The following is a 13,712-nucleotide window of genomic DNA, read 5'->3' on the forward strand; positions in this document are numbered from 1 at the left end:
GGGTGGAAGTGATCCCAGCCCCCACGCGACCGTGAACCAGAACCAAACTAACCAGGGCCTTTAACTTGTCCGTTTACGTCACAGGAGGGGGCGGCACCCACCTCGAACCCCGCGTAGCCAGCCATTACCTTGCCGCCATGGTCGCGGAAGGCGGCGCGCGGGGCGTGCTGGGAACGGTTGTATCCATAAAAACTCAGCAGTCTGAAATCGATGCACCGCTGGACGATTTGGTGATCGAAGCGCGCCTTACCGATGGCACCCGCACGAGACTGGACCTTCAAGTAACCACGACGCTCTCTTTCACCAGAAGCGATGAGAAGTGGTTAGACGTGGTGCCAAGGGCATGGGACACCTTCCGACAAACGGGCTTTGATCCTGCGACACGGCGCATCGGTATCGCAGTTAGTCAGACCACCACAAAGCTCGAACGAAGTATCCAGCCCTTGTTAGCCCGCGCTCGTCATGCTCCCGATGCAGGGCAGTACCGCACACGCCTTGCGAAAGAAAACGGAGCCAACAAGGAGCAGCGTGAGTTCCAAGTGGTTCTCGATGAAATTGTGAAGAACCACGACGTGTCGGCCACCGACGACGACGTCGTCAGCTTCATGCGATGCCTAGACGTCATCCCTTTCGACCTCGACAAGGAGGAAGCTTCCCGGGACCTACTCGCCTCGATCGACCAGTTGACGTCGATCGCTGGGAGCAATGCTGAAGCTCGCCGTATCTGGAGCAGCCTTGCCGCGATGGCGAGCCGTATCATTCCGAACGGCGGCGGGACCGACCGAACGAGGGTCGTCCACGAGCTAAAGACGGAAGGCTATACCCTGGGCTCTGACCGCGCCCATGCTGAGCTGATCGGTGCACTCGACGCTGAATCGTGGGCGGCTGCCGCCAGTATCCGCGAAACCATCGGCGGAAAGTCTATCAGCCGCGACGAGCTTCACGAGACCTTGCTAAGCTCGTTGGGCGAGGCGCGGGTGCTCCGCATTGTGGGACAACACGGGACCGGCAAATCCGCAATGCTGAAGCGCCTGGCATCCGAAGAGCCGGCTGGCGCGCCGATCCTCCTGCTGCGCGACCTCCGGGTAACCGGTGGCGGTTGGGCCGCTCACGCAGCCAAGTTTGGCAGACCAATGCCGATCGCCTCGCTTCTCCGTCAGTTCGGACTTGGCGGCGCGCGCACGCTGTTCATCGACGGCGCCGATAAAATGGATGCCGCCGCCCAAGTCACAATCAACGATCTGTTGAAAGCCATTGTCGACACACCGGATCTTACAGACTGGCGCGTGGTCATGACGATGCGCGAAGAGAACGCACAGCGGGTTGACGCTTGGCTCGAACCCGACATCGCTTCGCTGCCCTCTAAGACAATTCGTGTCGAAGGCTTCGACGATGATGAGGCGAACGAGGCAGCCGCCGCGTTGCCGCTGCTGCGACCATTACTCGTTGACACTCGCAGCTATGATGCCGTTCTGCGTAGGCCATTCTTCCTTGAAGCGCTGTCGCGATTACCAGTGCGCTCCGGTGCTGAAGTGCGTTCGGAGGTCGACTTAGTCGATCTGTGGTGGGAGCATGGTGGTGCGGACAGAGCGGATTTCGCACCTGCCCAGGATCGGCGCAACGCATTGTTGTCACTGGGCGAGGCGCTTCTCCTCGGGCCGGGCGTTGCGCTCTCGATCCGCGGCATTGAGGCGGTGGCCCTTCACGAGCTCCTGCAGGCTGGCGTGCTACGGCACGTCGAACTCGGCGTGTCTGTCGCCTTCTCACACGACATTTTCGAGGAGTGGATCCTCGCAAAAGTCCTGCGCGGGCGTCGCAGTGAGATTGCTCAGGCGCTCCACGATGGCGGTCAACACCCGCAACTAGCGCGCCCGCTGCAGCTCCTTGCTGCTGATCTGCTTGAGCGGTCTGAGACCGGAAACGAATGGGCCGCATTGCTTGAAGCCGTCGACGACGACGAACTTCAGACAACCTGGCGCCGCGTCGTGCTCACCGCTCCGGTTCGGTCTGTCCGCAGCGCGGACATGCTGGACAGGATCGAAGCGATTTTGATGCGCGATGATGCGCGTCTGCTTGCGCGCCTGATCATGTCAGTGCGTACCACCGAGACGGTCCGTGACCTACGTTTCATGGACCAGAAGCTCTTCCCCGATCTGACAAACGACCAGCGCGAACAATTTGCTTCAGAGACCGCCGGCCCTGAGATCGTAAGCTGGATGCGTCTGATCGCCTGGTTGATTCCTCGTCTGGGCGTGATGCCCGCTTCTCTAGACAAGGAGCTTTTCACCTTTCTGAGCACTTGGGCGTCGGCAATCCCAGGCGAATTTGGACGATATGCCGGGCTTCAGGAAACCGCCGCTTGGGCGGTGGAAAAGCTTGGCGATACCGACAGCACAGATGAACGCCGCCGTCCGGCATTGCGGGGAACGCCGGATTACAAAGACGAAGCCCGCGGTCTCTTGCTGAAATGCGTCAGCGGGGCGCCCGACATTGTGCGCAACTATCTCGCGAGTATCTCCGACCACAGGGTCGGGCGAGTACGCAAACAGATCCTCGAATTAAGCGTCGTCCTTGCCAGCGTGCTTCCAGCTGAGGTCACGGCCTTTCTAAAGCGGGCATACCTCCTCAATCTGGATCGGCCACGTGAGCGTCGTCGTTCAGGCACGATCGAACGCTCCGAAGCGTTAGGTTTCGATGACGACCACGACTTCTATCCGGCCTCACCGGCTCGACCGCCCTTTTTGCATCTGCTTCGAACGCGCACCGCTATCGGACTGGAATTGATTTCTGACCTCTGCAACCACGCGATGGAGGCGTGGCGGCAAAGGCAGACCGGGCCAAAGCACACACCCATCCCCATTACGCTCGACCTTGGCGACGGTGAAAACGAATACTGGGGCGATGAGGGAACCTATCGTTGGTTTCGAGGCGGATCGCATGTCCACATGCTCGATACTGCGCTGCTGGCGCTCGATGCGTGGGCTCACGAACGCCTTGCAGCAGGAGATGCCCTCGACGAGCTCTGCTTGCGCATTGCCCGCGGCAATAGATGTAACGCGGTGCTCGGTATAGCCGCCGGACTTTGCCTGTCCGACCTCCGCGCTGCGTCGACAAGTCAGGCGGCGCTCGAGATCGGAACGCACCCAGCCCTTTGGCAGTGGGATATAGGACGCCAAGTCGGCGACATGGGATCGTTTTCGAACGAAATCGCCCATTGGGGCAAGTGGGCCGTACTCGCGCGCCCCTTGCGAGACCTCAATCGACTGCCGCATAGAAAGCATACGGTTCGGGACCTTTCCGTCTTGTTTGCAGGTATCGCCAGCGATGAGGTGAAGGCGGCTTACAGCGAGCGGATTGCGACCTTCCTTGAACGGGTGCCGTACAACACCGCCGAGCAGCGCGACGATCCGGATGAGGCGAACGCCACCCGCGCTGCATTCGAGCCGCTGCGCCAACAAGCCGATCCTGCCAACCTCGTGACCGAGGTGGTGGATGACAAGACGTACATCTCGATGCGCCCACCATATGTCGACGACGAGAAACACCAGGCGTTTCTGGAAGAACAGGCAAGTCTCAATCGTGTTCTTAAGCTAGATCTCTGGGCGCAGAAGGCCATCGAAAGCGGCCAGCCGGGCGAGGAGTTCACCCTAAAAGCAGCATTCGAGGAGATGATCGCGCTCGACCAGAGCGACCTGCTCGAAGAAGTGGCACCTCTAGTCGATATGAAGCGCAGATACACGCAATCTGGTGTCGCGGGAACTGCTGCTGTCCTGGCTCGCGATGCCGACGAACTCTGGCCAGAAGTCGAAGAAGCTGTATTGCATGTGATTCGGCGCGCAGCCACCATGGTCGAGCAGGAGGACGGATTGTCCTACCGCGGCTCCAAGGTTCACGGCCACCCACCCGTCATGGCCGCCCACGCCTACGTTGCACTCGTCCGCCGGGTCCCCGCGCGCCACGAGTGGAAAGCTGCGCTTCTGCAACTCGCAGTCGATCCAATCGAGGGAGTTGTGGAGGCCGTGTACAAGTCAGCATCGCTTCTATCCGATTGCACATCGGACATGCTCTGGAGGTTATTCTGCCTCGCTACACAGCGGGCAGCGCGGACGGCTGCCATCGGGCGCAGCCTGCATTGGTCGCCAGCCGAAGCGCAGGAGCAGTCGGCCCTGGCCGACGAGGCTGAGCAAATGATGGCGAATGGAACCATGCCGAGCGCGCACCCGGCACCTTTGACCGCCGGAACGCGCCGCGGCGATGGATATTACCGTTCGGACTTCCACGAGAACGCGATGCAAATTCCCGTGGGGCCACTTATGGGCTCGGCAACGCGGGGGCCTATGATCGACCATGCGGCATCGCTGATCGACTGGGCACTCATGTCTCTCGACGAGAAGCGCAATCGTGGTGACACGCCATATGAGTGGCTGTTCGCATTATACCGATGGCTGGGCGACCTCATTACTTACATCTCACCTGCCGAGCTGCGCGCGCTACTCATAGCACGTGTCGACGCTGCCGAATCCCAGGCGGCGGCAGAACTTGTCGACGGTATTATGCAGCGTTTCATGCTCAATATCCTGATCGACAAATCACCTATCGATGCCGACACGCTCGAGAAGTGGACCGTGTTGATAGACTGGGCCATCGCACGGCCGGGTTGGGCCTTCACACCGGAAGACGCGCGCCAGCACGATCGCGGAATGGCGATCTCGGCGTTCCTCAGTTTTCCGCATCAAGGGCTCATCAGCGTGATCGATGACGATTGGCCGAACCTTCCTGCCCTACTTCCCTCCATTGAGCGGGCAGCCGAAACCTTCGCCACGGAAAGGACCGCCTTCACCGCCATGCTGTCGATGCTTGAACGCCGCTCGACCCAGCTGCTGCCTCAGCCAGGTTTGGCTTGGATCGAGCGCGTTCTGCAGGTGCGCAAGTCGGACGGTAACTTCTGGCACCGAAATTCGAACGGCGAGCTACTAGTCCTCTTGCTGCGCAAGTTGGTCCAACAACAAGAGGTCGTGGGAAAGAATAGGGAGATTGTGATCAGGGCGGCAGACCTTCTGATTGAACTTGGTATCAAGGGCGCTGCGCATCTCCAGCAGGACTTGGTAAGGGTGAAGCGGTGACCCTTTTCCAATGTTCGTAGAGGGAGTGAAATGAAGACCGACGTCGCTGTTTTCGTCACCGACGGCGTCAACCGGCAAAACATGTTGTTGCCGCTGGCGACGTTGGTAGAGTCGATGGAAACCCCGCTCGCTACCGCAATCGCGTCGAATATCCCGTATGGAATGCCCGCTAATCTGGCGCACGACCTGTGCCGACCAGTCGGTTGGAGCGAGCCACGCGGCATCTATTTATCCCGGGACATGGCGCGCCAACTCGGTCGCGTGTTTCTGCCCGAAACAGAGGAAGATCGCGAAAGGATCGGCGCGCTACTCCAAGGCTTTGCAAATTGGTTCCAGGCCCGCCAGATCGAACCCTTCGCTGATGGCATCAATGCCAGGGTGGCGGATCATGCAACCTCGGCAATGCGGCTCTGGCACGGCGAGGCCGCCGGCGCGATCGAGCCCGGCCTTGCGTCCGCAATGTTTCCCGAATTTTTTGCGCTCGGCAGCGAGCATGTCGACAAGGACGGCTTGGTCGACTTCAACTATCTTCGGGAGCGGACACGCGAGGTACAGCCGGGAGTTTTTCACGAACCCGAACGCGACCTATTGTTGTTCGCGCATCGCTACTTTCGACGCAGCTTATCGCGCCGCAACAGCCTCAACACGTATGTGCTGCGAAGTTTCTCTGATGCCGCCGCGTTGGAAGGCATGACTGCCCGCCTGCGCTTGGATCCGGACGTAATTGGGTTGCCCGAGAGCGCGCACTCGCGGATTGAACTCGAATATTGGCACGGTCCCAAATACGATGACGACTTCGGATCTATTCCGGCAGGCGTGGCAGAGCACAAGAGCAGTGACGGCGATCGCCACTACTCGCGCATCGACAAAACTCAGATCTGGTGGAAAGACCCCGAAACTCGTTCAACGCCCAGCCCCCTCTCCGAAATTCGCACGTTCGAGATTGAGGAGCTGATCGAAGATGAGAGCCCGGGACTACCCGATGGGATGTACGGGTGCCGCTATGCGCATGCGGAATATGACCTAGCGAAATGTGTCCTAGCCCATTTCGACGGCGCTATCCGCGCCTATCCGAGCGAGGCCTACCTGGAGCGAATCGAGCGCAGGATCGACCGTGCCGGCAAACATTCCGACTACACCAAACTGTTCAGACTGGATGGTGCGCTGCCAGTCTCAATGTGGAAACGCGTTCTCACAGACTGGTATCGTGGCAACCGTCTGATCCCAGAGTACCTTGGCGCGCCCGAGGAGGACCTCGCCGAAGCGCACACCCCAACGAGTCGCGTTAAACAAAGGAGTGTACCTGCACTTGGCGCTTTCCTTTGTCTCGAAAAAGCGTCCCCGCTCTCGACAGTTCAGACGCAAGTGGTCGCCGATCAAACTATCGAGCTGGATGGCAGGCCAGTGCAAGTAGCCGAAGTCGCTCAAGGCGAAGTAGGAGCCCTGATGCGTCAATGGGTGGACAGCAGCACCTCATGGATTGCCGCAAGGAGCACGCGAGCCAACCTTGCGCGAATTTTTCTCCCTGGTGACCCACCGAGCGAAACGGAATGGATCGCTGTTGCCGAACCGCTCGCAAGAGCAATTTCCGATGATAACGACGCCGGTCTACTTGAACGGATCGCGCTTTCGATCAGCTGGCGAGCCGAAGGAATCTTGACCACACTCTCGATCGAGGGCGAAGCCGGGTGCGTTTCGCTGCTACTTGCCGACGCTGTCACAATTGTTCGCCCTGACATGCCGGCCAGCAGCTGGATTGAAGCCTTTCGCGACGCCCTTGTCGATCGGGCACCCGAGCTTGATGCGCCTGTCGATTGGCCTGCAAATGCCGCAAGATGCAGTCGCCTTACACTGCTCCGCAACGAGGACTTGAAATTCGATATCCAGGTAAGGGCGGACCAGTATGACCCTCAAATTGGCCATGAGGTCGACGAGCCCGATAAGATCTGACCTGACGTACTGTCCATCATACGGGACCTCTAGTCTCCACATCTGACCTTCGGACGCAGAGCTGCTGCGCCGGTATGCCACGGTCAAAAATAGTAAGGGCTCAAGCGTCATTCTCTTTCGAACCGATCTCTGGTGCAAAGTGGAGCCGCACATGCTGTCCGGCGGCATCCAGCACCTCATCGATAAATTCCACGACCCGTTCGATGAAGGCGTCCGACAAATACCAGACCCAAGGCCGGCCGTTGCTCGTCGCAGACTCGAACCAGCCAGCAGGCCAAGTTTTGACTCGATTGGCGAATGACTCACGCTCGTCGATCGGCCATTCAAACCCGTTATGGAGGACCTTGTTGCGGTAACCAAAGAGAGCCTCAAGCACAGGCTTCAAATCAGCGGGAAGATGGGGCTCGAGTTTCGATGCCACAGAGAGTTGAAGAATGCCCGTGACGAGATCGTCGCGGATTTCCCTCCTTGCGTAGGCGAAGTGCGGATCCCAAAACCCGGCGACTGCTCGGACCGAGCGTTCAGATGCTGAATCGTGCCCCAACACGTCCTCACCCATCTTGCCGATGCCGCGAAAGATACCGACGAAGAGACTCTCGATGAAGGGTGCGAGCATGCCGACAGCGGCGGCACTCCGCGCTGCATCGTGATAGACGGAGGCATGGACTTCATCGGTCCACATGCCGACAAGGTGATCGCTGCCGATCTCATTTGCACGTTTGGCAAGCGCTTCGATTTCGTCGGTTTCCTGGCTCGCCGCGGATCGCGCGGCAGCGAGTGCGCCGCGGATAGCGATCAGCTGCGCATCGAGATCAAAGTCCTCGAAATAGAAATGTGCGTAGTCGCGATTGGTGAGCTGAAGCATAGAACCTCTCGTAGGCCGGCGAAGATGATAAAAAATGAAAAAGCTGCGGATCCATCGCTATAGGATCCCAATGCCAACAATCTCTTCGATGACTCTGCCCCGCCCCGACGACTTCCAAGAGTTCGAGAGCATGACCCTCGCGGCCTTGGCGCAGCGCTGGCGATCGCCCAATCTCCAGAAAAACGGCCGCCCGGGGCAGAAGCAGTCGGGTGTCGACATTTACGGGGCTGACGAGATCGGCCGCCCGGTCGCGATCCAGTGCAAGAACTTCGCGCAGGCGCCCAAGCTCGCCCTCGTCGAAAGCGAAATCGCGAATGCCGAACACTACAAGGGCAAGCTCAATACCCTTTTCATCGCAACTTCAGCCGATCATGACGCGAAGCTTCAGCAGGAAGTACGCCTCCTGTCGGAGAAACGCGTGGCGGCGGACAAGTTCGCGGTGGCGATGATCTTCTGGGACGAAATCGTCGAGGGGCTTGCCCTGAACCCGCAGCTCATGCGGAATTTCTATCCGCAAATCCATCTTCCGACCCCCGCAACGGTCAATCGCGAACGCCTGCTCGCATCGCTTGAGCTCGGCTATTACGGGCCCTTTCTGTGGGACTACGTCGAGCTGCTCTACGGCGAATTCGGCTGGATGGCACAGGAAGATACCGACCAGCTCGAGGTCATTCTGCGCATCGTCGAGCGGCGCGTGTTTCAGCTGCTGGACGAGGCAGACAGGGCAGTGATCGCACAGAGCCTCGCCAAGATCCGTACCGGCTGTAACAAGAAGTCAAAGGATCGCAAATCCTGGGACCACGTCGAGGACCATGCCAAGCGGATCGCGACTCGCGTGCGTGCCGCGACGACATTTCTGAACGTCGTCGAAGGCAACGCGCTGGGCATCGGCATGTCGCTCGGCACGATCAGCATCCGCTCCGACGACAAACCCGCGAAAGCCGCGCGCGACGAGCTGCGCGGACGTATCGAGGCCCTTTCGCCGGGAATCGACGGCAATGCCGTCGCAGCGGCCTTTCGCAAGGTCCAGGCGAAGCGATGGGGATATCAATGGGCGCCGCCAGTATATCATTGTGTCGAGCGGCAGTTACGATCGCTTCCGGCCTGATGGACTATCAGTAGATCATGATGGTCGAATACGATCAAATGCCACGCGTGTTTCAGGCGAATATCGATCGCTTCTATCAGCGCGTGATCGTTCCCACACTTGCCGGCCTTCGCTGGCACGCGGTATTGAAAGTGGGAGAAGCGGCCTCGATGGATGCGTTTCTCGATCACTGCGCGGCGCAGGTCGACAATCATACCGCTAACGAAGTCGCCAAGGCCTTCGTGCTGACGCTCGATGGTCTCTTCGAGCGGCAGCTCAGTCGCTGGGCTGTTGCGCACGGAAGAAACACTCAAGGGCTCGAAAAGCTTCTCGCCGCGTGTGCCCAGATCGCGTCTATCGACCTAGATGATATTGGCATTTCGCAGGATCTTCACGAATTGCATCTGGCAGCCAATGTCGTTCGCCATGGCGAAGGCCGATCAAGCGCCGACCTCCAGGCGCGCGCCCCCGATTTGTGGGCCATCGAGACGAACGATTTTTTCGACCTTGCACCTGGATCCACCCCCGCCAGTGAGTCGCTACGCATCCGGATCGACGATCTCAAACGGTACGCCCGCGCGATCATACTCTTTTGGGGTCATGCCGATCCCTTGCCTATGGCTGTGCGCGAGCCGCTGTTGTGAGTGGCGGGCGAGAAAGCGACCGGCCAGACTCCGATTGAGCGCAGCTCCCGACCTAGCGCTCGAGCCATTTTGTGAATTCGGCGGTCTTGCCGGTATAGGATCGGCAAGGAGTTTCTGACCGTGCCCATACCTCAATCGTACTTTGAACTGCGAGACGTTCAGCCGCTGCGGAGCAAGTCCTGGATTCCGTTGCGCCAGATCACCGACGCTTCGTTCGAAACCGACCAGCCCGATGTTTATCGTCTCGAGGAATGGATCGGGATCGCTACTGCAGCGGTCGAGGACGGACACCGTGGGGCCGCCGAGAAGCTCGGGTGGACCGGGGATCTCGATGTGAGTCCGCACCGCTCGGGAGTTGAGCGTTGGGGCTATAGTGCCGCCGACGTCTTCCGAAGCTGGAGCAAGACACTCGGTATCAATCTCGTGATCGACCAGCACCTTGAACAGGGCAATCGCAATATCTGGCACCTGCACCCGGATTTGTGCGTCGCGCTTGTGCTGATCCAAGAAGGGGATAGCTGGTTTCGCCCCGAAGAGGGATGGATCGAAGTCGTCCGGCTCAAGCGCAACGACGATGGCGAGCCATCCCTCATTGAGATCAAAGCGGAATTCCTGCGCGACTATCTCGCCGCACGCGGCATGGCGCTGTATTGCTCGAGCTATCGCGAGCGCATTGCCGTCACCGTAAACAAGCCGCCTTACGATTGGCCCGATGATCGCCTCGCCGATGAGCAAGACCGAGATCGGCGCGAAGCCATGATCGTCGAGACCGACTATCCCGATCCAGATGATCACTATTGGACGAGGGGTGCCCTCTGGCGGACCGAATGGGTTGAACCGGGAACGCTTAGCACGCGCGTCCGCGGCGAAGCCGATCCGCATACCACCACTTTCACGCTCGAAAATGACGGAACGCGCGCGGCGGCCGAGCAGTTGGCGGGGGCGATGGCGTGGTTGTATTTCGAGCCGACGATCGCCTCGGCATTGCTTAGGCATCGCAGCGCAACACTTCGCTGGGCGACCGAAGAAACTGGTTCGCTCGGTGCGACCAACCATGGTGTGCATTTTGGGATCAATGACATTGGACTGATCACCGTTTTCGCCAAGGACATCGGGGGCTTGCAGCCATGGGAACAGCGATTGTGGAGTGCACACAACGTCACGCCCGACGGCGGCGTTTCGCGCGAACTCTTCTCCGCGCAGATGGAAGTCAATCCCGCCGCTACCATCGCGCCGGAGATGCAACTGTCTCAAGCAATGGACGCGCTCGATGTTGCATTTTCCTCGCGCTACGGCGCTCGGCTGCTACGTGAGCACAATTCCCTTCAGGGGCTGCTCCGGCGGGCGCACCGATTTATTGCCGCCGAGCCGGACGGACTGCTCGAGTTGTCGAAAGAACTAACCCGGCTATTCATCGAGCGCATCGACATCGACGCGATCACTGCCGCACTTGCCCTGCCGAAGACCGACAAGAAACCGGGGTCCCTGAAAGCGCTTGAGAAGCTTGCCGCGCATCACGGCTCCAACGCCGCCGCAAGAAAAATGATGGCACCACTATTCGGCATATACGACCTCCGTCTCGCCGATGCGCACATCGGATCAAGCAAGATCGCGAGCGGCAAGGCGCGCGCTGCGGTCGACGATAGCTCGCCTCCCGTCATGCAGGGTCGTCAATTGCTCCAGAGCTTCGTTGCGACACTCAACCGGATCGCGGCTACGCTGACCTGATGCCGACGGAAAGCCCACCCGGTTTGAGTGACGAACAATTCGACGCTCTTGTGTCGGTGGGCCACGATGTACTGTGTGCATTTCCGCGAAAGGCGGGTGCTTGTGTGATGATGAGCGCGCTTTATACTGGCAGGCTACGCCATCTCGGCCATACCTCAGCTATACTGGTTGGCGGCGCCTTGTTAGTCACAGGCTCTCCGGTCTTCGGCTACGCTCCAGGGGGTGGCAGGCTCAAGACCGACCTCGACTGGGACGGGCACGCTTGGGTTCGGTTTGGCGAATATATCGCCGATGTCTCGCTAGTGACGACCGCCTATTCACCAGGAGCGCCAAAATTGCTCGCAAGCCACATAGCGCCGCGAATGAAACCCACTCAAAGGCTTTATATCGCCACACCCGACGCCGCACGCCGCGACGATCAGCTCGACTACCAGCCACAACGCGTCTTCACCGATGCAGAACTCGACCGGCTCTATCGGGGTGCGCTGACCTTTTTGACGTGATTAGCCGCCCGCGGGCCGGATCAACAATGTCAAGAGCGCATCGGGTTTGAGGAACGACGGATAAGGTTTGCCAAGCGACTTGAAGCCACATTCGCTCAGGATCGTCAGCATCCGCGGCGTCTTGGTGGTTGCATAGACTCCCTGATCAGCCACAAGGCCCACTGCGGCGCGCACCAGTTCGGGCGCGTGACCACGTTTCCGATACTCGGAATGCACGACGACCCAGCCAAGCTCGAGTGGAAACGCATCGGCGTTTTCCGCGGCGTTTGCCTTCGCGAATTCGCCACGCCGGTGTGCAGAATAGGGGGTTTTGATCGCTGCCGTGCCAATCAGTTCGTCGCGCTCGAAGAGCATGACTAGCGCCACTGCATCGTCGACCAACCTTGGCAGGATGGCCCGATCGACCTCGCCAGCCGCGGCGACGAACTCAACAAAAGCGGCTTTGTCCGATGGAACGAACTTGGAAGGTTTTCCAGTGCGTATGGTCATACATCCTTATACCTCCCGGTCTGCACCACTGCAATTTTCAGCGTGGCGCGGCCTTGGCATCAGCTGAGGGCCAAGCGGCCGATTAGCTCTATCGCCTCAGCGGGCGTCGCTACAACCTCGCAGCCGTAGAGCCGGTCGAGACGGACATGGCCGCTCGTGATCAGACTACGCAGCGGACCGTCTGTCATGAAGGCGCGGCAGTAGGGAAGCGCCGCGGCCGCGTGGCGAAAGTCGAAGATGTCGTTAGGTTTGATTTTGCGTTTCCTTTCCGATCGCACAGCCGCGTGCAACATTGCGGGTACGTAAAGGCTGCCGAAGGCGCGCCGATGTTCGTCCTTCTCTAGCGCTTGAGCGAGCATGCCGGTGACGCGCCTGCCGACCCTAATGCTGTCTTCTTTGTCGCCTGCCTCACGGTCGTGTCCGACTGCCGCCGCCATGCGCCGATATTCGCGGGCAGCAATGCCCGTGAGCATGCTCGCCGCACCCGCAACCTCAATTCGCAAGGCGGTCGCGAGGCTGTCGATCTCATGAGCGTGGAGCGCTTCCTGCTCATTTAAGTATGCCGCCATTCGTTCACTCTCCGACCGAGACGCGAAGAGCTCGGGCGGCACCATCTTCGCGAGCATCGACGGCTGCCCCATCCAGGCCTCTTGAGCGAGCGCAACCAAGAGCGCGTCGTTTGCCTCCACGTTAGGGGAACACATATCCTCATAGCCAAGCGCAAAGGCGTAGCAGGTCCATAGAGGGCGTGGAGCGGGCGGATGGTCCGGAAACGCCCTTGCGTTGAACGCTTCCATCTCGATCGCAGTACGTTCTTGATGCGGCACCATCACAACACCGAGACTCAGCCGGTCAACAAGCAGCATCGTTCGCTCAAGGCGTTCAGGCGTTTGCTTGCTGAATTCTGCGATGAGATCGCTTGTAATCGGGAAGAAGAATTTTCCGGACTCGACCGCCAGCCTCAGCGCGCCGAGGAGAGAAATTTTTTCCGGTTCTTCGCTTTCTTCGAATGCCGCTTGGCGCGCCATGACCCAGAAATTGGTGTCGAGAAAGATCGGCGACCTGCTCGACAGCAAATCGACGAGTTCCCATTGGCGCTTTAGAATATGATCGGCGCCAGCGCCCGTCGGCCAAGGCCATTCGAACATTTCTTCATCCATAAGTCGATCTATTTGCACTAGTTTGCCTCAAACCTCCGACGGCCAAGTCGACCCAATAAATTTAGCTTTTTGGGGGTTAGCACACTAACGCGCGGCGAGAGTTGTCGAACCGGTATGCCAAACCAACACGCGAGAGCTATGGGTGAATATCGTCCACTTTTGG

Annotated in this window: 9 protein-coding genes; 6 read left to right on the plus strand and 3 right to left on the minus strand. The window is 59.4% G+C overall.

Annotation, left to right across the window (positions count from 1 at the left end):
* Nucleotides 1–65 precede the first annotated feature (65 nt).
* Nucleotides 66–5,123: an NACHT domain-containing protein gene (locus AAG591_RS05410; protein WP_187336415.1), complete on the plus strand. Its 5,058-nt coding sequence runs from the start codon at nucleotides 66–68 to the stop codon at nucleotides 5,121–5,123.
* 30 nt (nucleotides 5,124–5,153) lie between these two features.
* On the plus strand, nucleotides 5,154–7,073 hold the full coding sequence (locus tag AAG591_RS05415; protein ID WP_187336416.1) for a hypothetical protein: 1,920 nt from the start codon (nucleotides 5,154–5,156) through the stop codon (nucleotides 7,071–7,073).
* A gap of 100 nt (nucleotides 7,074–7,173) precedes the next feature.
* Here the strand turns inward: AAG591_RS05415 and AAG591_RS05420 are convergent, their stop codons facing one another.
* Complete coding sequence (locus AAG591_RS05420) at nucleotides 7,174–7,938, minus strand: hypothetical protein (protein ID WP_187336417.1); 765 nt, start codon at nucleotides 7,936–7,938, stop codon at nucleotides 7,174–7,176.
* Between the two features lie 88 nt (nucleotides 7,939–8,026).
* Here AAG591_RS05420 and AAG591_RS05425 point away from each other — a divergent pair, with 88 nt between their 5' ends.
* From AAG591_RS05425 to AAG591_RS05440, 4 genes are all read left to right on the plus strand, one after another.
* The gene (locus AAG591_RS05425) at nucleotides 8,027–9,046 is read left to right on the plus strand and encodes a hypothetical protein (RefSeq protein WP_342530004.1); all 1,020 of its coding nucleotides are present in this window, start codon (nucleotides 8,027–8,029) and stop codon (nucleotides 9,044–9,046) included.
* Between the two features lie 17 nt (nucleotides 9,047–9,063).
* Nucleotides 9,064–9,669, plus strand: coding sequence for a hypothetical protein (locus AAG591_RS05430; RefSeq protein WP_187336419.1), 606 nt, complete (start codon nucleotides 9,064–9,066; stop codon nucleotides 9,667–9,669).
* Between the two features lie 120 nt (nucleotides 9,670–9,789).
* Complete coding sequence (locus AAG591_RS05435) at nucleotides 9,790–11,397, plus strand: hypothetical protein (RefSeq protein WP_187336420.1); 1,608 nt, start codon at nucleotides 9,790–9,792, stop codon at nucleotides 11,395–11,397.
* The gene (locus tag AAG591_RS05440) at nucleotides 11,397–11,900 is read left to right on the plus strand and encodes a hypothetical protein (RefSeq protein WP_214645515.1); all 504 of its coding nucleotides are present in this window, start codon (nucleotides 11,397–11,399) and stop codon (nucleotides 11,898–11,900) included. Before AAG591_RS05435 ends, AAG591_RS05440 begins: the two co-directional genes overlap by 1 nt.
* On the opposite strand, the gene AAG591_RS05445 is transcribed toward AAG591_RS05440, so the two are convergent.
* Together AAG591_RS05445 and AAG591_RS05450 are read right to left on the minus strand one after the other, a co-directional pair.
* Nucleotides 11,901–12,389, minus strand: a complete 489-nt coding sequence (locus AAG591_RS05445) for a GNAT family N-acetyltransferase (RefSeq protein WP_187336422.1) — start codon at nucleotides 12,387–12,389, stop codon at nucleotides 11,901–11,903.
* Nucleotides 12,390–12,448: 59 nt separating this feature from the next.
* The gene (locus AAG591_RS05450) at nucleotides 12,449–13,549 is read right to left on the minus strand and encodes a hypothetical protein (protein WP_187336423.1); all 1,101 of its coding nucleotides are present in this window, start codon (nucleotides 13,547–13,549) and stop codon (nucleotides 12,449–12,451) included.
* Between the last annotated feature and the right edge of the window lie 163 nt (nucleotides 13,550–13,712).

The sequence above is a fragment of the Citromicrobium bathyomarinum genome (assembly GCF_038594485.1).
GTDB lineage: Bacteria > Pseudomonadota > Alphaproteobacteria > Sphingomonadales > Sphingomonadaceae > Alteriqipengyuania > Alteriqipengyuania bathyomarina_A.

What these genes read in the sequence shown, in the direction of transcription:
- AAG591_RS05440 (WP_214645515.1), top strand. Translation starts at nt 11,397, where the DNA reads ATGCCGACGGAAAGCCCACCCGGTTTGAGTGACGAACAATTCGACGCT.
- AAG591_RS05430 (WP_187336419.1), top strand. Translation starts at nt 9,064, where the DNA reads ATGATGGTCGAATACGATCAAATGCCACGCGTGTTTCAGGCGAATATC.
- AAG591_RS05415 (WP_187336416.1), top strand. Translation starts at nt 5,154, where the DNA reads ATGAAGACCGACGTCGCTGTTTTCGTCACCGACGGCGTCAACCGGCAA.
- AAG591_RS05425 (WP_342530004.1), top strand. Translation starts at nt 8,027, where the DNA reads ATGACTCTGCCCCGCCCCGACGACTTCCAAGAGTTCGAGAGCATGACC.
- AAG591_RS05420 (WP_187336417.1), bottom strand. Translation starts at nt 7,938, where the DNA reads ATGCTTCAGCTCACCAATCGCGACTACGCACATTTCTATTTCGAGGAC.
- AAG591_RS05445 (WP_187336422.1), bottom strand. Translation starts at nt 12,389, where the DNA reads ATGACCATACGCACTGGAAAACCTTCCAAGTTCGTTCCATCGGACAAA.
- AAG591_RS05450 (WP_187336423.1), bottom strand. Translation starts at nt 13,549, where the DNA reads ATGGATGAAGAAATGTTCGAATGGCCTTGGCCGACGGGCGCTGGCGCC.